Source organism: Paenibacillus sp. cl130 (assembly GCF_900116035.1).
GTDB lineage: Bacteria > Bacillota > Bacilli > Paenibacillales > Paenibacillaceae > Paenibacillus > Paenibacillus polymyxa_B.
Map to the genome: position 1 here is coordinate 135476 of NZ_FOYG01000004.1, position 19767 is coordinate 155242.

General features: G+C 43.5%; 21 protein-coding genes. 8 read left to right on the top strand and 13 right to left on the bottom strand.

Annotation, left to right across the window (positions count from 1 at the left end):
- Nucleotides 1-20: 20 nt before the first annotated feature.
- On the top strand, nt 21-563 hold the full coding sequence (locus BM358_RS12955) for a hypothetical protein (protein WP_023991046.1): 543 nt from the start codon (nt 21-23) through the stop codon (nt 561-563).
- A gap of 18 nt (nt 564-581) precedes the next feature.
- Here BM358_RS12955 and BM358_RS12960 read toward each other — a convergent pair whose 3' ends face one another.
- Nucleotides 582-1472 carry a diacylglycerol/lipid kinase family protein gene (locus tag BM358_RS12960; protein ID WP_023991045.1) on the bottom strand — a complete coding sequence of 297 codons (891 nt, stop codon included), beginning with the start codon at nt 1470-1472 and terminating at the stop codon, nt 582-584.
- Nucleotides 1473-1610: 138 nt separating this feature from the next.
- Here BM358_RS12960 and BM358_RS12965 point away from each other — a divergent pair, with 138 nt between their 5' ends.
- Both BM358_RS12965 and BM358_RS12970 read left to right on the top strand, forming a co-directional pair.
- A complete protein-coding gene (locus BM358_RS12965; protein ID WP_028540922.1) occupies nt 1611-2477 on the top strand; it encodes an SDR family oxidoreductase in 867 nt (288 codons plus the stop codon).
- Between the two features lie 261 nt (nt 2478-2738).
- On the top strand, nt 2739-3077 hold the full coding sequence (locus BM358_RS12970; protein WP_013312677.1) for a zinc ribbon domain-containing protein YjdM: 339 nt from the start codon (nt 2739-2741) through the stop codon (nt 3075-3077).
- A 40-nt stretch (nt 3078-3117) separates the two neighbouring features.
- Here the strand turns inward: BM358_RS12970 and BM358_RS12975 are convergent, their stop codons facing one another.
- Nucleotides 3118-3873, bottom strand: coding sequence for an AIM24 family protein (locus BM358_RS12975; protein WP_028540921.1), 756 nt, complete (start codon nt 3871-3873; stop codon nt 3118-3120).
- 251 nt (nt 3874-4124) lie between these two features.
- On the opposite strand from BM358_RS12975, the gene BM358_RS12980 reads away from it, so the two are divergent.
- On the top strand, nt 4125-5177 hold the full coding sequence (locus BM358_RS12980) for an LLM class flavin-dependent oxidoreductase (RefSeq protein ID WP_023991042.1): 1053 nt from the start codon (nt 4125-4127) through the stop codon (nt 5175-5177).
- A gap of 103 nt (nt 5178-5280) precedes the next feature.
- On the opposite strand, the gene BM358_RS12985 is transcribed toward BM358_RS12980, so the two are convergent.
- From BM358_RS12985 to BM358_RS13005, 5 genes are all read right to left on the bottom strand, one after another.
- Nucleotides 5281-5790 carry a DUF1036 domain-containing protein gene (locus BM358_RS12985; protein WP_028540920.1) on the bottom strand — a complete coding sequence of 170 codons (510 nt, stop codon included), beginning with the start codon at nt 5788-5790 and terminating at the stop codon, nt 5281-5283.
- Nucleotides 5791-5870: 80 nt separating this feature from the next.
- The gene (locus BM358_RS12990) at nt 5871-7379 is read right to left on the bottom strand and encodes an aminotransferase class V-fold PLP-dependent enzyme (protein WP_028540919.1); all 1509 of its coding nucleotides are present in this window, start codon (nt 7377-7379) and stop codon (nt 5871-5873) included.
- 134 nt (nt 7380-7513) lie between these two features.
- A complete protein-coding gene (locus BM358_RS12995) occupies nt 7514-7990 on the bottom strand; it encodes a DsrE/DsrF/DrsH-like family protein (protein ID WP_023991039.1) in 477 nt (158 codons plus the stop codon).
- Nucleotides 7991-8114: 124 nt separating this feature from the next.
- Nucleotides 8115-8930, bottom strand: a complete 816-nt coding sequence (locus tag BM358_RS13000; RefSeq protein ID WP_028540918.1) for an NAD(P)H-binding protein — start codon at nt 8928-8930, stop codon at nt 8115-8117.
- A 67-nt stretch (nt 8931-8997) separates the two neighbouring features.
- On the bottom strand, nt 8998-9444 hold the full coding sequence (locus BM358_RS13005; protein WP_023991037.1) for a MarR family winged helix-turn-helix transcriptional regulator: 447 nt from the start codon (nt 9442-9444) through the stop codon (nt 8998-9000).
- 233 nt (nt 9445-9677) lie between these two features.
- On the opposite strand from BM358_RS13005, the gene BM358_RS13010 reads away from it, so the two are divergent.
- Nucleotides 9678-10640: a radical SAM protein gene (locus BM358_RS13010; protein WP_028540917.1), complete on the top strand. Its 963-nt coding sequence runs from the start codon at nt 9678-9680 to the stop codon at nt 10638-10640.
- 162 nt (nt 10641-10802) lie between these two features.
- Nucleotides 10803-11777 carry an aldo/keto reductase family protein gene (locus tag BM358_RS13015; protein WP_028540916.1) on the top strand — a complete coding sequence of 325 codons (975 nt, stop codon included), beginning with the start codon at nt 10803-10805 and terminating at the stop codon, nt 11775-11777.
- Nucleotides 11778-11857: 80 nt separating this feature from the next.
- On the opposite strand, the gene BM358_RS13020 is transcribed toward BM358_RS13015, so the two are convergent.
- The 5 genes from BM358_RS13020 to BM358_RS13045 form a co-directional block, all read right to left on the bottom strand.
- Nucleotides 11858-12253 carry a hypothetical protein gene (locus tag BM358_RS13020; RefSeq protein WP_028540915.1) on the bottom strand — a complete coding sequence of 132 codons (396 nt, stop codon included), beginning with the start codon at nt 12251-12253 and terminating at the stop codon, nt 11858-11860.
- Between the two features lie 188 nt (nt 12254-12441).
- On the bottom strand, nt 12442-14382 hold the full coding sequence (locus BM358_RS13030; RefSeq protein ID WP_028540914.1) for an FtsX-like permease family protein: 1941 nt from the start codon (nt 14380-14382) through the stop codon (nt 12442-12444).
- A complete protein-coding gene (locus BM358_RS13035) occupies nt 14372-15133 on the bottom strand; it encodes an ABC transporter ATP-binding protein (RefSeq protein WP_028540913.1) in 762 nt (253 codons plus the stop codon). The genes BM358_RS13030 and BM358_RS13035 overlap by 11 nt, the downstream gene beginning before the upstream one ends.
- A 102-nt stretch (nt 15134-15235) precedes the next feature.
- The gene (locus BM358_RS13040) at nt 15236-16240 is read right to left on the bottom strand and encodes a sensor histidine kinase (RefSeq protein WP_028540912.1); all 1005 of its coding nucleotides are present in this window, start codon (nt 16238-16240) and stop codon (nt 15236-15238) included.
- Nucleotides 16233-16928 carry a response regulator transcription factor gene (locus tag BM358_RS13045; protein ID WP_028540911.1) on the bottom strand — a complete coding sequence of 232 codons (696 nt, stop codon included), beginning with the start codon at nt 16926-16928 and terminating at the stop codon, nt 16233-16235. Before BM358_RS13045 ends, BM358_RS13040 begins: the two co-directional genes overlap by 8 nt.
- A 187-nt stretch (nt 16929-17115) precedes the next feature.
- On the opposite strand from BM358_RS13045, the gene BM358_RS13050 reads away from it, so the two are divergent.
- Nucleotides 17116-17745 carry a YfbR-like 5'-deoxynucleotidase gene (locus BM358_RS13050; protein ID WP_023991029.1) on the top strand — a complete coding sequence of 210 codons (630 nt, stop codon included), beginning with the start codon at nt 17116-17118 and terminating at the stop codon, nt 17743-17745.
- 203 nt (nt 17746-17948) lie between these two features.
- Here BM358_RS13050 and BM358_RS13055 read toward each other — a convergent pair whose 3' ends face one another.
- The gene (locus BM358_RS13055) at nt 17949-19133 is read right to left on the bottom strand and encodes an RCC1 domain-containing protein (RefSeq protein WP_028540910.1); all 1185 of its coding nucleotides are present in this window, start codon (nt 19131-19133) and stop codon (nt 17949-17951) included.
- Between the two features lie 116 nt (nt 19134-19249).
- Between BM358_RS13055 and BM358_RS26890 the strand changes: the two genes are divergently transcribed.
- Complete coding sequence (locus BM358_RS26890) at nt 19250-19741, top strand: hypothetical protein (protein WP_028540909.1); 492 nt, start codon at nt 19250-19252, stop codon at nt 19739-19741.
- The last annotated feature ends 26 nt before the right edge of the window (nt 19742-19767 follow it).

Consider the following 19767-nt stretch of genomic DNA (forward strand, 5'->3'; position numbering starts at 1 on the left):
GATAAGGGGAAATTTCGTAAATGGTAGCAGATCAATCCGTCTTTATCTTGCTTACGAATACGGGAACGTTTCTTACGAGAGTCATTAAAAGCTATACGAGAGCGCCATACAATCACGCCTCCATTTCCTTCAACCGGGAACTTTCGGAGTTATACAGCTTCGGGAGAAAGACCCCTAATAACCCTCTGGATGGTGGTTTCGTGAAAGAGGATATTAAGACAGGTACATACAGCAGATTTCCGAATACAACATGTGTTATCTACGAGCTTCAAGTAACCGACCGTGAAGTTGAAAAAATGAAGCGAGTTTTACATGTATTTATCCGAAGTCGTCAAAAATATATGTATAACTTACTGGGTTTGATTGGTATTGCACTCAAAGAACCAGTTGAGTTCAGCAATTCTTATTTTTGTTCGCAATTCGTCGCAGAAATTTTACAGCGATCCGGCATAAAAATATGGAACAAGTTGCCCGCTCTTGTTACGCCAGACGATTTTCGTCAAAGTGATCGATTCCATTTGATCTACGAGGGGAAATTGAGCGAGTATGATCCTCAAGCTTGAGGATCAGCACCGCATTACTTAAACCTCTTCCGGCACAATTACCTCAATATGACGCGGTAAAATACCAAGCTCGATAGGCAAAGACGGCCCTTCCTCACCATCTACATTCGTACTGACCGGTTCTGCAGAGCTGACACTTACATGCTTTGCGGTAAAGTAAACGATATCACTATGATCCTTCAGGTTGCCTAAAAATAAGGATATGCTGGCCGTCACGGTGTTCAATATATTGAGGTTTTTGAAAATAAAGCAGTGAAGCAGACCATCGTCAACAGCCGCATCGGGCGCCAGTTTCTCGAATCCGCCAACTGAATTGGTCAAAGTAGCCAAAAAGAGTGGGGATTTTCCTTCCCAGATATTGTCATCATAGCGGACGATAAGGGAGTGGGCAGGATGGCTGATAAGCTCTTTCATGCCTTCTTTGAAGTAGGCAAACGTGCCAAACATGGATTTATCGTCTGATGATACAGCTGATAGCGATTCAGCAAGTGAACCTGTGGCAACAACATTGGCAAACATTCGGCCGTTTAAGAGACCCATATCTACGTTTTTCACGCGGGCAGAAGTCAGTGTACGGATCGCTAGCTCGGGACTTAGCGGAATTTGCAAGGCACGGGCAAAATCATTGACTGTCCCCAGGGGAATGACACCCAGTCTTGGACGATGGTCTTGATCAATGAAACCGTTGATTGTTTCGTGAAGTGTGCCATCCCCGCCGATGGAAACGACTAGGTCACAAGCTTCCTCACACGCATTGACGCAAAAACGAGTGGCGTCCAGTTCCTTTGCCGTCTCTTTAACCGTAACAACGTATCCTTGATCACGTAGAATTTCTTCTACGCTTCTGACATGTTGGAGGGATTCCTCTTTGCCGGAAGAGGGATTTACAATAATCATAGCTTTCTTCATATACATGTTCCTTTCTCTGGGGAAAGTCTGGGTTACCAACTCTTACCCGAAAAGCAGACCTTTAGACTCTAGATTAGACATGTGTTATATTTTTAGTTACTATATAAAAGTGAATACAATTTGAATGGAGGATTTCATATGAAAATTGCATTAACAGGAGCAACGGGGCAACTGGGTTCCATCGTGGTAGATACGTTGCTTACATTTGTCTCCGCAAACGATCTTATTGTTAGCGTAAGAAATCCAGAAAAAGCAGAGAACTTACGGTCTCGTGGTGTTGACGTTCGTCATGGCGATTTTGATAAACCGGAGACGCTGGATCAGGCGTTTGCTGGAGTAGATCGACTGCTGATTATATCCGCAGACGGGGATAATGATACTAGAATCCGTCAGCATAAAGCGGCTGTTGATGCTGCTGTGCGTGCTGGAGTAGGCTTCATCGTTTATACTAGCGCTGCCAATGCCGCTGACAGCACTCTATTCCTTGCGCCCGTACATCGTATCACGGAGGAGTTCATTCGAGAGTCAGGTATTCCTTACTCCTTCCTGCGTAATAATTGGTATCTGGAGAATGAGGCAGGCACGATCCAATCCGTACTCGCGGGGGCTCCTTGGCTAACCTCGGCAGGGTCCGGTAAAGTAGGTTGGGCTACCCGCGCAGATTATGCGCAAGCAGCTGCAACCGTTTTGTCTGGCGAAGGGCATGAGAATACAATATATGAGCTCTCCGGTAAGCCGATTACCCAAGAAGAGTTTGCAGCGGTACTTGCTGAGGTTCTGGGCAAAGACGTTCCTGTACAGCAGGTGGATGATGCTACGTATGCCGAGGTTATGCTCGGTGCGGGAGTCCCGGAAGGTGCCATCCCTATTGTGGTCGGTATTCAACAAGCAATTCGTGAAGGAGCCTTGGATGTCGTAAGCAACGACTTCGAGAAGCTGTTGAAACGCCCCCTTACGCCGCTTAGTCAAGGAATTAGTGAACTGATCAAGCAAACCCAAGCATAATAAACGTGCCGTAAAAAAGGATGCTGCCTAGGAAGACAGCGTCCTTTTTAGTTACATGTTTACCTCTCGGCATTTTCAGTAGACAGAACGCTTACATATAAGGTACAACAATACTCAGATTAGTTTCATCAATGAGTGGAATCGTGACGGATTATCCAATATACTTGTAGGGAACTCCAAGGAAGACTTGGAGCAAGCTTGGTCTATCAAGGAAGCTTAGCATAGCAGTAGAATTTGAAAATGAATGGAGTACATAATACCATGTCTAATTTACCAAATTGTCCTGAATGTAATTCAGAATACACTTATGAGGATCGCAGTCTTTTCATTTGCCCGGAATGCGCTCATGAGTGGTCTACCGAGTCAGAAGCAAGCAGTGAAGACGTAAAGGTTGTTAAAGATGCGAATGGTAACATCCTGCAGGATGGTGACTCTGTAACTGTCATTAAAGACCTTAAAGTGAAGGGAAGCTCATCCGTCTTGAAAATCGGCACCAAAGTAAAAAACATCCGTCTGGTAGATGGCGATCACGATATTGACTGCAAAATTGATGGTTTTGGAGCAATGAAGCTAAAATCGGAGTTTGTAAAAAAGAATTAAAATGTAAGAAAGGAGAAGCCGAGGGCTTCTCCTTTTTTATTTACAATGGTGCTAACCATACGGTTCCCGTTCCCCTGTACACATTTACCAGCCCTTCGCCGGAAGCAGCCGAGCCCATTTTGGTTTTCCCGGATTTTTCGACGGTGAACTGTAAGGTATTGGACCACATGAGGGCAAAGTTACCATCCACCTTCAGCACATCATTTTGCAATTCTATAACGACCGCTTCCTCAGAAGGGATTGGAGCTTGAAGTGCCAGAACTCCTTTTCCGCGGGCGCTTAAATTAAATAACCCTTCTCCACCCAGTGCAGCAGAGGAAAGATTACTACGTGCAACGACGGAAATGTCCAGCGTCGTGTCACAAGCCAAAAACAAGCCGTCTTCGATGGCAATATCATCATTGTCGACATCAATAAGCCAAATATATTGGTAAGTAGGCTCCAGCATAATGGTACCCGTGCCTCTATAGTGTGGTTTAATGGCACCTGTTCCCGTTACAGCACCGGACACCAAGTTTCGCATTAAGCCTCCAACGCCTTTTACACCAGTAGTCATTTCCATGCTACCCACAGTATATTGCATGGCTCCCGCCTTCATCATAATCTCGCTATTGTTGATTTCGATCATGAGCTGTTTGCGGCGCATATTACTTTTGCTCATATAGTAATTGTCTTTCGCAGCCATAACCGAGGTAGAACTCAAATCTGTTATGTATTCTAGTACCGTAAATCCACCTAATTGGTCAGTCATGGCAACATTGCTGTTATCCTTTAAATTGTTAATGACAAAAGCCATAAATGTATGTGCCTCCTTGTTGTATTCATGTTGTGGGGATGGGAATCTTCTTTATTCCATAAAATATTCGACAAAGAGACTTCTTTTCCTGCGGCGAATCTGGACACTTCCCTTGGCTGGTTTTCAGACTCAAAAAAGGAGAGCTTGAAAAAGATGTGAAAAAGGTTCAATATAAAGATATCGGTATTTAAAATGATTGGCTTCGAAAGCAGTCGTATGAGAATAGGGCATGAAAATAGGGGGTAGAACAAGTGGAGATAGGTATAAGCACGTTTGTAGAAACAACGCCGGATACCCAAACGGGTGAGGTTATCAGTCACGCACAACGTATACGTGAAGTGGTCGAGGAGATTGTGCTTGCAGATCAGGTAGGGCTGGATGTGTACGGCGTGGGGGAGCATCATCGTAAAGATTATGCGGCATCTGCTCCGGCTGTTATCCTCGCTGCTGCAGCAGCACAGACCCAACGAATTCGGTTAACCAGTGCAGTTACGGTGCTTTCATCGGATGATCCCGTACGTGTGTTTCAAGATTTTGCTACACTGGACGGTATTTCGAATGGACGAGCTGAGATTATGGCAGGCCGAGGTTCTTTTATCGAATCGTTTCCGTTATTTGGGTATGATTTGGATAACTACGATGAATTATTCGATGAAAAGCTGGAGCTGTTATTGAAAATACGAGAATCCGAGAAAGTTACCTGGAAAGGCGGGCATCGGCCGGCAATCAACAATTTGGGTGTGTATCCGCGTCCAGTTCAAAATCCTTTGCCCGTATGGATTGGGAGTGGGGGCAATCAGGAATCTGTGGTTCGTGCAGGCTTGCTCGGGTTGCCGCTGGTTCTGGCGATTATTGGGGGTAGCCCTGTACAGTTTGCCCCGTTGGTGGAATTGTATAAAAAAGCCGCTAGGCATGCTGGTCATGATGCATCGCTGCTTCCGGTTGCATCACACTCGCATGGTTTTATCGCAGAGATGACTGAGCTGGCAGCGGATAAGTTCTTCCCTTCCACTCAGCAGAGCATGAATGTGCTTGGGCGTGAACGTGGTTGGGGCCCTTACACTCGTTCCAGCTTCGATGCCGCACGCAGCTTTGAAGGAGCGTTGTATGTAGGCGATCCCGATACGGTTGCCAAGAAAATCATTCATCTGCGTAAACAGGTAGGCATTACACGTTTTCTGTTGCACGTGCCCGTCGGTACGATGCCGCATGATGATGTCATGAGAGCTATTGAGCTATTGGGAACAGAGGTAGCACCACGGGTTCGTGAAGAGATATCCAAGTGGGAATCCGAGAGTAAATAAGTGGGTTGCCTCATAGATAAAAGAGAAAGGAGCAGGCCATGGGGGGAGGTCGCTCCTTTTTTGGGTTCTAAAAAAACTATATGCGAGCTGATCAGATCATTTTTTATTTGGTCCGTTTTTTATGTGCAATACGTTTTTGCAATAGAGTTTTGCCTTGTTTTAGTCTCTTAGGTGTTGCAGGAACTCTGCGCAAAATAGGTTTCTCTTGGGTTGCTTTGGAAGGCAATGTCATGCGGAGTGTGGATGATGCAGGTTTTCTTTGACTGCTGCTCGTTACAAAGTTGATGGTGTAGTCCAAGACGAACGGACTAACTGCGATTCTCCGCAGTCCCACGCTTCTACAAGTGGTACAGCCTGTATCCCAGCACCAATTGAAGGCATTTTCAGGAACTTGAGTGAAATATGAACCCCGCCATTCGCGTCCAAAATCATCTTCAGCGTAATAAAAGAACGTATTACCTCCTGCGAAGCCGCTCCAAACCTGAATAGTCTGTCCGGGGTTAACACGGTACCAGCCTGCTTTAGAGTAGTTAACAGGAGTACAGCTGAAGTCCGGGTAGGCAAAGACTACAAAGATAGCTGCACTAGTACTGTTGCGAAAATTGAGCCCCATTGTCGTCACTTCTTTCCTCATATAGTAATTTACAGTGTATCCTATGAGAATTTTGAAAGAAGGGAACGGATAGGAGTCTCTTAATCGCTGAAATTGAACCATTTGCTGATGTCTATTTTGTGATGTTCATGCATAGATTGCCATTCGTTTGATTCTGGTTGATAGGTATAATCTTTTTGCCAGGTCATGATGTTTTCCACGATTGCCCGTATGGAAGAGGCGATATAGGAGACTTCCTGATTCGTCATCATGGGATGGAGCGACAGACGCACCCACCCCGGTTTTCGAGATAAGTCTCCCGCATGGATCAGGTCTGTCATTTGTTTAGATGTTTGCTGGTCGATGCCCAGCAAATAATGTCCGTAGGGGCCTGCACAAGAGCAGCCGCCCCGGACCTGAATGCCAAACCGATCATTCAATAGTTTTACAATCAGGTTATAGTGAATATGGCCGACAACGAAAGAAACGATTCCCATTCGTTCTTGGCTACTTCTTCCTAAAATGTGTAGGTCTGGTATGGTACTCAAGCTCTTTAGTAATAGAGATGTCAGTTCCTTTTTGCGCTCCAACAGGCGCTTCTGTCCCATTTGTTCCTTCAGCCGAATGCAGAGCGCCGTTCGAACGGCCTGTAGAAAGGCAGGCGTCCCTCCATCCTCACGGGCTTCAGTATTCTCTTTATACTCGTATCCACCCCAAGGATTGGTCCAGCTAACTGTGCCCCCTCCTGGCTGATCTGGAGCACAATTGAGGCACAGCCTCGAATCCACAATTAAAACGCCACTTGTACCGGGCCCCCCAAGAAATTTGTGAGGAGAAAATACAATCCCGTCCAGCTTCTCAAGCGGATCTGTACGGTGCATGTTGATCTCGGCATAAGGTGCGCTTGCCGAAAAATCAACGAAACAAACGCCACCATGTTCGTGCATTTTTCGGGCTAGCTGGTAAATCGGCACTTCGAACCCTGTAACATTGGAGCAGGCGGTAAAGGCGCCGATTTTGATAGGACGATGCTGGAATTGAAGCAGCAGTCGTTCGAGATGAGTTGGATCGACAATTCCGCCGGGACCCGGAGAAAGACACACAACGTCTCCAATGGTTTCTGCCCAGGAAATATGATTGGAATGATGCTCCATGTGTGTAACGAAAATAACGGGACGTTCTTTTTCGGCGATGGGGTAGAGGGGCTTTAATTTTTCATGTATTTTCAATCCTAACAGTCGCTGAAGCTTATTCACTGCACCTGTCATACCGGACCCGGCGAACAGGATGATATCATGTTCATTGGCATGAACGTGGCTCTTAATGATTTGTTTCGCTTCTTCATAGGCTTGGGTCATCAGAGTACCTGTCAAATTAGACTCCGTATGCGTGTTCGCCACAAAAGGGCCTAATTCATTAGCTATTTTCGACTCGATGGGTCCATACAGACGGCCGCTGGCTGCCCAATCCGCATAAATCAGCTTTTTTTGCCCATATGGAGATTCAAAGGTCTGGTGATATCCGATTGTACTTTCACGATACCTTTGGAAATAAGCCTCGTTAGAAGGCTGATACCTACAATTACTGCTTCCAATTCGAGCCATGAGCATACGGCGCCTCCCAAGTCGTTCTGTCTTCTTAGGGTACGTAGGTAGGCCCGAATAGGTTAAAAAAAATAGGCGAGTGTCATCATTTAGTCACAATAAAGGCCTCATTCAACAGCCGGATAAGGCGCAAGTTTATCTTATATAAACAACTGCATATCGGATTCGAGCGCATCTTTTAAATACGTTTTGGCCTCGATAATTTCCAGTTCAGGTATAAATTCTTCCGGTTTAAAGCCCATAATATCGACCGATAGCTTACAGGCATAAAATTTCACATTTTTCTTCCGTGCTCCTTTCAAGAAATGAATGAGCTTCGGGGCTTCGTTATCTTCGATCATTTCAGTCAGCATCAGCTTGCCAAGGCCGCTAAAATTCATTTTGGATAATGGCAACTCTTCGGGTCCTTTTGGAGTCATCCAGCCCATGATTTTTTCATAAATCGTCTTGTCCTCAAACGTCATCTTGTCAGGATCACGAACCAGAAATAGTCCCCAGAACGCAAAAAACATCGTCACATCCACGTCCAATTCCCGCGCTGTATTTGCCAGAATCAGTCCAGCCATTGCCTTATCATAATCGCCGCTGAACATAAGCAGATTCATCCTTTTATCCACAATTCCTGCCTCCATTACCAATAGATATATTCAGTATGGATTTGGGAATGAGAAGTATGCCCAGTTCACATATCGCTCACAATTTATGGAGTGGGTGTTGGTAAAAAAATTTTAGCGTTGCTTTTCATGTGGAGATAAAGGGACGGATGCTTTCTTTCAGTGAAGTGAGCGGACCACCGATCAACTGTTCCAATTCATCCGACGTGGAGCGCGTATCTATTTTGCCCAAAAACCCAAATATCCAATTTTTGATTTGGGGGTCATGACGGAGGGAGACGGATCTGCCTGTAAGCTCGGTCAAAGCTGCTGTCAAATCTGAAAAGGTCCAGGGACTGGAGGAGACGAATTCATATTTCTTATTCTTATGGCGGTCTGGACCGGATAGCACTGCTGCGATCCCTCTGGCAAGATCCCAACGCGTGACGGTGTTAAATTTCCACTCTCCAGGGTAAATATCGAGTGCGCCCTTCGCTATGGCGGCGTTCAGGTCGAGAGTTTTGACAAAATCGGTATATAATGCATTCCGTAGAAAAGTGTAAGGAATTCCGGTGGTGCAAATGGCGTGTTCTGTAGCCAAATGCAGATTGGAGAGGGGGATAGAGCTGGCTTCAGAAAAGGCAAAGCTGGTGTATAAAATGTGTTCTACTTTACATTTTTTAGCTACTTCTATGATATGAGTATGTTGACGAATACGAATCGTATCGTCGGGATGTGAACTTGAAATCAACAACAGTTGGGAAGCACCCGCGAATGCTTGCTCAAGCGAATCGGGTTGATCGTAGTCACCTAATCGTACTGTAATTCCCTGTGCCTCATAGTGTTTTCCGGTTTCAAGGTGGCGAACACAAGCGGTAATTTCATGAGGTGAGACTTTTTGAAGGAGCTGTTGTATGATTAGGCTCCCCAATTGACCATTGGCTCCAGTAATAACGATCGACATGGAATATCATCCTTTTTATACAAATGGGATTTTAGTTTAGGGCTTAACCAATTGAGTAGAAAAGCCGTTACGTCCTCTTTAATTTGTTGAGCAGGGAAAGGAGCTGCTTCAATTCCTGATCATTCAACACCTGCATTTTTTCCGCAATCCTCTGCCGGTTTTCGGGTAAATTACACAGCAGAAGGCTTTGCCCTTCGCTTGTTATAGAAATTACCGATTTTCTACCGTCCATGGGATGGCCTTCCCGGCGAATGAATCCTTCGTTTTCGAGCGGGGTGAGCAGCAGGCTAATATTTGATTTGGTGACACCGATCCTTTGGGCGAGCACAGATGGGAGAATTGTACCTCCTTCCTTCATGATTTCAACTAGAATTCGAATTCTGGCTCCATTGGTTCCCTTCGAATGCCAGTATTTTTCTGAGACATCAACTAATCCGGCTGTCGTTTCCACCAGTGAAAAGAAAACCAGAGAATGCAGCGGCAAATCAAGTACATAATCCTGTAGGTCTTTCAAACGATCACCACCATAAATGTAGTTAAGGGCTTAACTAATATGAATTTACTAAAGTTCGGCAGTACTTGTCAAATTAATTTTTTCAGCGCTGATAGGAGGATTCCAAGGCCGTTACCGCTATGGTATCTGTTTGGCCCCACCGTTACCAATGTCATATCTACAAACCGCTCCTATTCTGTATAATCTCAAGGGAATTCAAGACATAAGCCTGAGATCGGGAGGATCATGAGAAAGTGAGTATAGACAACAAATATAAAGCACTTGAACTGGAAAAGCCGGGCATCTACGAGCTGGAGGGACTGGAAGTCGGGGTCACCTCTAATTGCAACTTCAAGTGTGATTACTGCTGCGCGTATCAGCGGAACGATGGGCAATGCATTAGCAGCAAAGAGGTCATTGATATTATTGATGACATTCCAACGTTAAAACGTGTGCGACTGTCCGGGGGAGAAGTGACCTTGAAGTATGAGGATTGTCTGGACATTGTGGCTCACTGCTCAAGCAAGGGCATCGCTACCCAGCTCAATACCAATGCCAGCTTGCTCAGCCCTGAACGAATTGAGAAACTACGTGATGCAGGACTTTCCAACATTCATATCTCTTTCAACTTCACGGATGCCGATAAATATGCAACCTATTATCATGTTCATCCTCGCATGTATGAGAAAATCGTTCAAAATATCCGATTATGTACCGAAGCCAAGCTGGAAACGGTGCTGGAGACGTTGCTGTTTGCGGAGACGCAGAACAACATGCCAGCGATTAGCGAAAAGGTATATGAACTCGGTGTGCGCATCCATGAAATCCAAAACAGCATTGTGATGGATCATACGAACTGGAATGCTATTTCCACCAAGGAAGCGCTCGTCCGTTCCGTTCATGACCTGATTGCACATAAGAAAGATGATACTGTGTTGTATTTCACCTGTATGGACCGTTTTGCAGAAGCGCTGGGCTTCAAGGAACAGCCTGGTGTTTATTTTTCCAACTGTGTTGATGGTAAAAAACAGCTCCATCTTCACGGGAACGGGGACATCCTGATCTGTGAGCTATGCCATCCTGTGGTCATCGGCAATATTTATAATGGAACATCCCTAAAGGATATTTACAAAAATAAACCGAAGCAGCTTCAGGAGTTTCTCGACAAACTGCCTTGTCCCGCATATGATGCGCTTTTTCCTGTAGGAAGCAAGTAAATATGATTTGAGATTGTGAGGCTATAAGCATCTACCACCCTAACAGTCAGGGTGGTAGATATCCTTCATATAACTCCATGAGTCCTTTATCAATGATTTTAATGAAAGGGTTTACATGTTAAAATATAAAAATATGATCTTCTTATGAAAGAAGGAGTAGATATGAAATATAGAAATGTAGGCAACAGTGGTCTTAAAATTAGTGAAATCGGTCTGGGTAGCTGGTTAACGTACGGTACAGCTGCCGAGCAGGAAGCAGCTCATACCTGTATTGCCAAAGCCTTTGAACTCGGGATTAATTTCTTTGATACCGCGAACGCGTATAACCGGGGAGAAGGCGAGAAGGCTATGGGAGCTGCCTTGAAGCCTTATCGAAGAGAGAGCTATGTGTTATCTACCAAGGTGTACTTCCCTATGGATTCTGGTCCCAATGACAGGGGACTGTCACGCAAGCACATTATGGAGCAATGTGAAGCGAGTCTGAAGCGTCTTGGCACGGATTATATCGACATGTACTTCTGTCATCGTTATGATTCGGGTACTCCTTTGGAAGAGACGCTGCGAGCGCTTGATGACCTTCAGGCTCAGGGTAAGATTCTGTACGCTGCTGTCAGTGAATGGAGTGCTGCCCAGCTCACGGATGCCTATGGGATTGGAAAAAGGCTGAATTTGCGGCCACTGATTGCCAATCAGCCAATCTATAATATGTTCGAACGTTATATCGAACATGAGGTACTTCCCGTATCCGGGCAGGTAGGTATCGGCCAAATTGTATTTTCGCCTCTGGCCCAAGGTATCCTCACGGGTAAATACAAGCCTGGACAACCTTTACCGACGGGCAGCCGCGGGGCTGATGCCTCTGTCAATAATGTCATCAGCAGTTACATGAACGATACCGTTCTAAACTGTGTCCAGGAGCTGGATAAGCTGGCGAAGGATTTGGGTATTACCCTGTCACAGCTCGCGCTTGCCTGGATTCTGAGAGAACCGGGTATCAGCGCTGCACTCATTGGGGCCACTAAACCGGCACAAATCGAAGAAAATGTAAAAGCAGTCGAAGTGACGCTGCAACCGGAGACATGCGCGGAAATTGAGCGGATTCTCAAGCAAGCAGAGGGGTTTGAACCTTTGCGTTAAGCATTCTAGCCTCTGTAGAGGGGAACCATTAATAAAAAAGTCTCGCTCTTCCTGTCCTTAACAGAGAAGAGCGAGACTTTTTAACTTGCTTCAAGCAGGGCATAAATACCTGAAACCACACTAAATACAATCCCGCTTACTAAAACAAGGATTTGCTTCTTACTGAGATCCAGCGGATCAAAAAAGATAGGCAACAGCCATTTTAGGCTGATGACAGCCCATAAGCCCTCCAGTAACCCTAGCATCAACACCTTTTGTCCCCAGTGAAACTTCATTTGCGGTGTTAGCGGACCTTCAAGAAACAGGTCACCTGAAGTATGGAGATTCCAAGAAACAATAACTACGAATATAAGGAGAGTTAATAGGGTTGACATAATATAGGTGATATCTTTTTTAGCCTTTTTCGTGAGTTTCGGCGATCTTTTAAACTCAGGCAAGCCAATCAGGAAAAAGAGGATTCCTACGATAATAGCCACGCCTACAGAGGAACAGAGTATGATATTGGCTACGATGCCGATGCCATTGATGATTAATAATAAAATAAGCTCTCCCCCTTTGGGGTTACGATGATAGTTATTTTATTGTACACATAGGAACGAAAATGCTCAAATATTTGGAAAAGCCCCAGCGCTTTCGCCTGGGGCTTTTTTTTGCTTTTTGCCGATTACAATGCTGATTTAATGACCTTTTTATAATACAGGATGGATAGTATCCCGAAAATGGAATATAAGGCGGTGTACAGCACCATAACGATGATCATAGGCATCCAAATTTCAGTTCCAAACAAGAACCAGCCAGATTGAACGGCGAAATAGCTATGTGAAAGGCCAATTACTAGTGGAATGCCGAAGTTAAAGAGTTGTTTTATTTTAATGCCTCTAAGCAGGTCACTTTGAGTGAACCCTAACTTTCTTAACACGGTGTAATTGGCTTTTTCGTCTTCACTCTCATCCATTTGCTTAAAATAAAGGATGCAGCCTGATGTAATGAGAAAGGTCAGTCCTAAAAAGCCAACTACAAACATGATCACTCCCATGTTCCGCTTCTGATTGCTGCTCATTTCAAGGCGTGATGTTTGTTGATCATTAAAATTCGCAGCTGCAAAGAGACGATCGGCTTCTTTGATCTGTTCTGTATTTATCATATCAATTCCAATATATAAGGATGACTTCTTTTGAATCTCAGGATTTGCATCTTTCTTTAGCCGCTCAAAGATACTTTCGTCTACAATGACAGTGGGTAATCCACCGGCTGTGAAATAGTAGGGAATCACGTACTCCTTTTTTAGACCCAAATATTGTTGATGTATGACTTCTTTTTTTCCCTTCAAATCCAATGGACCTGAGTTTTTCAAGGACATGAATTTCTGTAACAAATCATTATAGCCTGTTAAAATCGTTTGGCCTGGAGATACATCCGTACCCTTCACAGATTGATCGCTTATGACAGGCAACGTCATGGAATTCGCACCGATATTTAATCCTTCCAGAGGAGTGTCCATAATTTGCGCTGTGTTCACGCTGACTTGAATAACTTCAATTTTCTTTTCTAGATACTTTATGTCATGCTCCTGAAGTAACGTTTTGAATTTCTCAGCATCCGGTACATTCGTCATTGCAAAATGGGAAGGCACATTGTCCTCAGCTGCTTGATCCGCAGAATAATAGGCGATATAGCTTAAGGAGAGTAAACCGATGGCAAGTGCCGATACCGTCGTAATAATGGTCAACAATAAAGCATTGGATTTCATGCGGAACATAATGGATGAGAGAGACAGCACCTCATTAATGTTCAAATAGCCGCCTTTACTTTTTCTGATGATATTGGAAATAAAGCGGATGGATCCTTTATAAAAAAGGAGTGTTCCGATGATGACAGAGCCCAAAATAAACACCATAGCCATAAATAACTCATTCATGGATGTAAAGTCTCCACCAAACAATTTGGAAGAAACATAGTATCCTAAAGCGATGAATGAAACTCCAATGATCCCGATGATCATCTCATAGATCGTTATTTTCTTGATTTTCCCTTCGGTGGTTGAGGTTACTCTGAACAAAGACAAAATACTCTGTCTTTTGATAAAAGAATAATTCATGAGCATGATCAATAGGTAGATGATACCAAAAACGATGAGTGTTTGAGTCAGTGCTTGGTTAGAGAAATATAGAGTGGCAATGGCTTCGACGCCCGTCGTCTTAAATAAAATCATGATCACTAATTTGGAAAAGGAAAATCCAACCCCAATTCCGATGAATAGTGAACTGAAGTATAGAATTAAGTTTTCAGCACTCAGGATGCGAAAAATTTTATTTTTAGTCATTCCGATCAATTGAAATAGGCCAATTTCTTTGCTGCGTCTTTTTATAAAGATATTATTAGCATACAAAAGGAAGATGCAGACAATGGCGACCAGTAAAACGGATGCTGCCCGTATGGAAGCTGCACCTTTAACAGAACCCTTCACTTCGTCCATGGAGGGATCGTATTGTAATGTGACAAAAGCGAAATAGAGCGCAACACTAAAAATGAGAGCAAAAACATAAAGGTAATAATTTTTAAGGTTTTTTTTCAAATTCTTTAGAATGAGCAGATTAATGTTCATATTGGACCCCGCCTAAGACCCCTTGGGTTTTCATGATATCCTGGAAAAAGCTTTGTCTTTCCTGCTCGCCTTTGTGAAGCTGCGTATACATTTGCCCATCTTTAATAAAAATGACCCGACTGCAATGGCTGGCAGCGACAGGATCATGCGTGACCATAATAATGGTTGCCTTGCGTTTTTGGTTTAATTGGCCCAGCTTATTTAATAAATCGGAAGCCGACTTGGAATCCAGTGCACCTGTAGGTTCATCGGCAAAAATAATACTGGGCTCATGAATAAACGCTCTGGCCGCAGATGTACGCTGCTTCTGCCCACCCGAAATTTCATTGGGGTATTTGTCCTTGAGCTCATAAATTCCCAGTTCTGTAGCTACTTCCTGAAATTTTTGGTTGGCTTCTTTTTTAGGGGTTTTGGTGATGGATAACGGTAAGAGGATGTTTTCCTTCACAGTTAGCGTATCCAGCAGATTATACTCTTGAAAAATAAAGCCTAAATGCTTTTTGCGAAATTCAGCCAGTTGCTTTTCTTTCATTTTCGTCATTTCGATATCATTGATTTTAATGGAGCCTTGGCTCACTTTATCAATAGAGGAAAGAACATTCAGCAGTGTGGTTTTACCTGAGCCGGAGGCTCCCATAATACTGACAAATTCTCCTTCTTCAATGACGATATCTATTCCCTTCAAAACCTCCTGCATATTTAACTTATTACCGTAACTTTTATGAATTTTATGGGCTTCTAAAATACTCACTTCGATGCACTCCTTATTGTTCTTGTAGCCTTATTATAAAAATAGAGCCGATGTTTTTCCTTTGATTGGGCGAACAATACATAAAAGCATGTGACATCTCTGTCACATGCTCACCATGCTCACGAAATCATTTCGTTTGGGAAAAATTAAAGTGAAGGTTGTACCCACGTTCGGTTTGGAGTGCACATCTATATGTATGAGCAAGGACTGTGCTGCCTTTTTCGTTAAATATAACCCCATACCCGTTGAAGTATGATCAGAATGTTGGGTTGTGGAGGTAAAACCTTTCTCGAAAATACGGGGTATATCCTTCGGATCAATACCGCGCCCAAAGTCTTGGACCTCAAGTTGTATTCGATCCCTTTGTTCATAGCTGTGAATGATAATATCACTGGCATCGCTATATTTGATGGCATTGGTTAAGAGCTGTCTGATGATAAAAGCCAGCCATTTGGCATCACTCAGCACTTCCATGTGCTCCAATTGGATGTCAAAACCGATCCCTTTTTGGATGCACCATGACTGTAATGCTTTGATTTCATTAAAAACAAGAGATTTTAAATTCACTTGCTCGACATACAGATCATTTTCAATAAAGGATATGCGTTTGTGATGGAGCTGTTGATCCAGCAGTAAGTGAATTCGTAGCCATTCATAGGTTAGCTGAGCTTTTAGGGGCTTATCGTCCAACCGCTCAATCATCAAATGCATGGTGGTCAAAGGTGTTTTTACCTCATGAATCCAGGATAATAATTCATCTTTTTCATGTTCAAGTGTCAATTGATTTTGCGAGATGATCTGTTGTAACCGTACGGTCTGGTCAGTGATTTTTTGTTCAATGATTTGCTCAAACGGACTCTCCGGTTCGCCTATACCCGTTAGTTCAAGAGGGCTCTCCCATTCTTCTAGTGTGGTATAGAATTTGGTTTCCTTGGGATAGCGAATGATTAAAAAAACCAAGAAAATCATCATAGATAAGAAGACAATATAAAGAATCGGCATTAACGGAATTGCTGCATCCACATAAGCAATGAACAGGATCAGGAATTGCTGACACACAAACAGTAGAATCCAGCTCCGCCTCTCTATAAGGTATTTTTTAATCATAGGCAGGTGCCTCTTCTGTAGCCATATAGCCTTGCCCGACTTTCGTTTCAATGAAACGGCCCAAATCCAGCTCGTCTAATTTTTTACGCAGGCGGTTCAAGTTGACGGTCAGGGTATTGTCGCTGACAAAACGTTCATCATCCCAGAGGCTTTTAATTAATTCCTCTCGTGCGACAATTTTATTTTTTTGTTCGATCAGCAGCTTCAAAATAAAAATCTCGTTCTTGGTTAATTCGATGGAGCCAGCCTCATTGGCTACTACGTTTTTTTCATAATCGACCGTCGCTCCACGCCATGTTTTCAGGGAGACAGGTTCTGTATTGTAATTATATACGCGGCGGAGTGTCGCCTGTAATTTTGCAATGAGTACATCAAAATGAAACGGTTTTTGGATAAAATCATCCGCGCCAAGCTGCATCGACATCACCATATCCGTAGGATGATCCCGTGATGATAAGAAAAGAATGGGCACGTTAGAGTGGGATCGAATCATTCGACACCAATGAAACCCATCAAATTTCGGCAATTGAATATCTATCACGACCAGGTCAGGCTTTATCGTTGTGAATTCCTGAATGACTTTATTAAAATCCTGGATGCCATACACATCATAGTTCCATTGAGTTAACCGATCCTTCATTTCATGGAACAAAGTTTCATCATCTTCAATTAGTAGGATTTTGAACAACGATTTCACCACTTTATACTTTTTTTAGGATTTTGCAACTCCCCTTTTATAAAGTGTATAGCAAAAATTGTATATGTGCTACATGTGTGGATTCAACTTGATACTGCGATAATCTGCTGTTAATAGTTGAGGTTTATAGTGGGGTTTATATTGACTATCTCATATATGTTAAAGGATGGATGCAATGATGGGAATTCACACGTATTTTCGGTCGCTAAATGAGCTGGAAAGAATCATCCGTTGTCCGGGTAAGTTTAAATTCGAGGAACACAGCGTATCGGCACATTCTTGGAAAGTAGTACAATACGCTAAAACGCTGGCTGATATTGAAGAGAGAAATGGTGTCAGTATTGACTGGAAAAAGCTATACGAGATTACGAGCAGTCACGATTACGGGGAAATTTTTATTGGGGACATCAAAACGCCTGTTAAGCATTCCTCTAAGGAACTACGATTATTAATCCAGCAGGTCGAAGAAGGTATGATTGAGTATTTTATTGAAGAGAATATTCCCGAGGATTTTAAAGCTATTTTTCGCAAACAGTTACGGGAAGGCAAAGATAATTCAGTAGAAGGTTTGATCCTTGAAGTTGCTGACAAGATGGATCAGGTGTACGAAGCATTTGCCGAACTACAGCGGGGAAATACTGAAAAAGAATTTATAGTCATGTACCGTAATGCACTTGTGAAAATCAAGAATATTCAATTACATTGTGTTGATTATTTTTTGGAAAATATCCTGCCCGATATGGTCAAGGAAGAAACGCCTTCATCCATTGATATCAAAAAGATTACGGAAGAAGCCTTAGCTCTGTAAATGAATTTCCCTACCGTCCAGAAGCTACTGAAGCGCTTCTGTTCATACATAATCATAGTTTTATTTGTAATAAAGCAGCTCTAAATGAAAATAAAAAGCAATGAGGGCAGTTGATTGGACTGCCCTTATTGCTTTTTTGGGGTTGGAAAAAACGGAGGGCTAAGCGTATTCCTTAAACAATTTATTAAGGATAAGAATATTGGTTATTCCGAAAAAGGATTTGGGAAATTCGTTTTCGTGGCAGCATATTGTTCCTTGGTGCTACCGATTCCCAGTTCGCCGTTTTTGTTATATCCCCAGGACCAAACCGTCCCATCGGCTGTCAAAGCATGGGAGTGGGTTCCTGCTGCACTGAATGCTACTACATCGGTTAGTGGCGTGTTTGTGTCATCTACAACTTGGGATGGGACTTTAACAGAAAATACATCGGTCCCGTCACCTACCTGTCCCTCATTATTGGTTCCCCAGCCCCAAAGAGTTCCATCATTTTTAAGTGCAAAAGTTTGAGTTTTGCCTGCTTTCAGTCTACTTACATTGGAAACATTGATCAATACGGGTGATCTTCTAAAAGTAGAGGTTCCATCCCCAAGCTTTCCAGAAGTGTTACTCCCGGAAGCATATACTTCTCCGCTGTTCGTTAGTACATAAATGCGGTCAGTTCCGGCAGTAAAAGTTTTGATATCATCAATTCGATATTGAACAGGGGTAAGCTGGTTTTCTTTGTCATCCTGCCCCAGTGCGCCGTCATAACCACGTCCCCATACCCATAGCTGATTATTTTTGTCCAGGGCTGCGCCAAAACTGTCACCAGCATCAATGGATACAATATCTTCTAAACCTTGTACCTGAACAGGCTTAACGGAAAAGGCGGAAACTCCTTTTGTGCCAATCCCCAGCTGTCCAAAGTTGTTTTCTCCATAAGCCCACACTGTGCCGTCATTTTTGAGCGCAAGCGTAAATTGACCTCCTGCTCTCACTTCCTTAACATTATCAATATATTTGTTTTTAACAGGTACTCTTGCCGTGTCCCTCTTATTCCCTGTCCCTAGTTCGCCGTAACTTGCAAACCCCCAAGACCAGATGGTTCCGTCTTTTTTGAGCAAAGTTGAATGCAAATCACCAGCATCAATCATTGCGATGTCGGATACATCTGCTTGCATTGGGCTTGTTTTATTATTCCCTCCGCCAGCGCCTACGCCGAGCTTGCCATCACTGTTACTTCCCGTTGCATAAAATGAAGATCCATCTTCCATGGCCAGGAAAGCGTTAGTGGTCCCTGCCGAGAGCAAATGATCGTAATTTACAGTAGAATCAGCGCTTGCCGTAATAGAGCTTCCTACTAAAAGTGTTGATGCAGCGAGAGCTACCAAACTGAGTTTTTTTAACATATAATTGCACACCTTTCAAAATGTAATGGATAAATACAGACTAAAGCAACCAAATTGTTCCTGTCCGCGTCTTAATAGTGAACATATTCTATAAACCAGATTAGGGAGGATCACTTATGAAAAATAGAGTTTCTGCCCTTGTCCTTGTCTTGCTTGCGGCAGCATTACTGCCTGCATGTTCTACAACAGAATCGGCTACGCCGGTTAACGAATCTAATGGAGCGGTGGCTCAATCTATTTTTGACTTAGTCCGTCTGGAAAGCACAACGGTATACACAGGGCGTGCCAAAATCGAAAGTATTGAAAGAATTGAAAAAGAAGTAGAACAACCCTTAGCAGCCCCCACCATGGACTATTTGGTCCGATTTGAACAGCCTGTTCAATTTGCTAAAGAACTACCCCAAAGTGATGATCCAACGGAAAAACCTATCCAATCGGTCTATATATCTGTCCCAGATACACATATTTATAAGCAGATGGATGGTCAGCGGAGGCAATTAATCAATCCAGCACAATTACAAGCGGGGCAACCGATTGAAGTTTCTTATGTGTACCCTGTAACACCTGTTTTCCTGGCATTGGAAATCGTTGTGCTGGATGATTTATAGAGGAGGCCGGTAAGGCCTCCTTACTC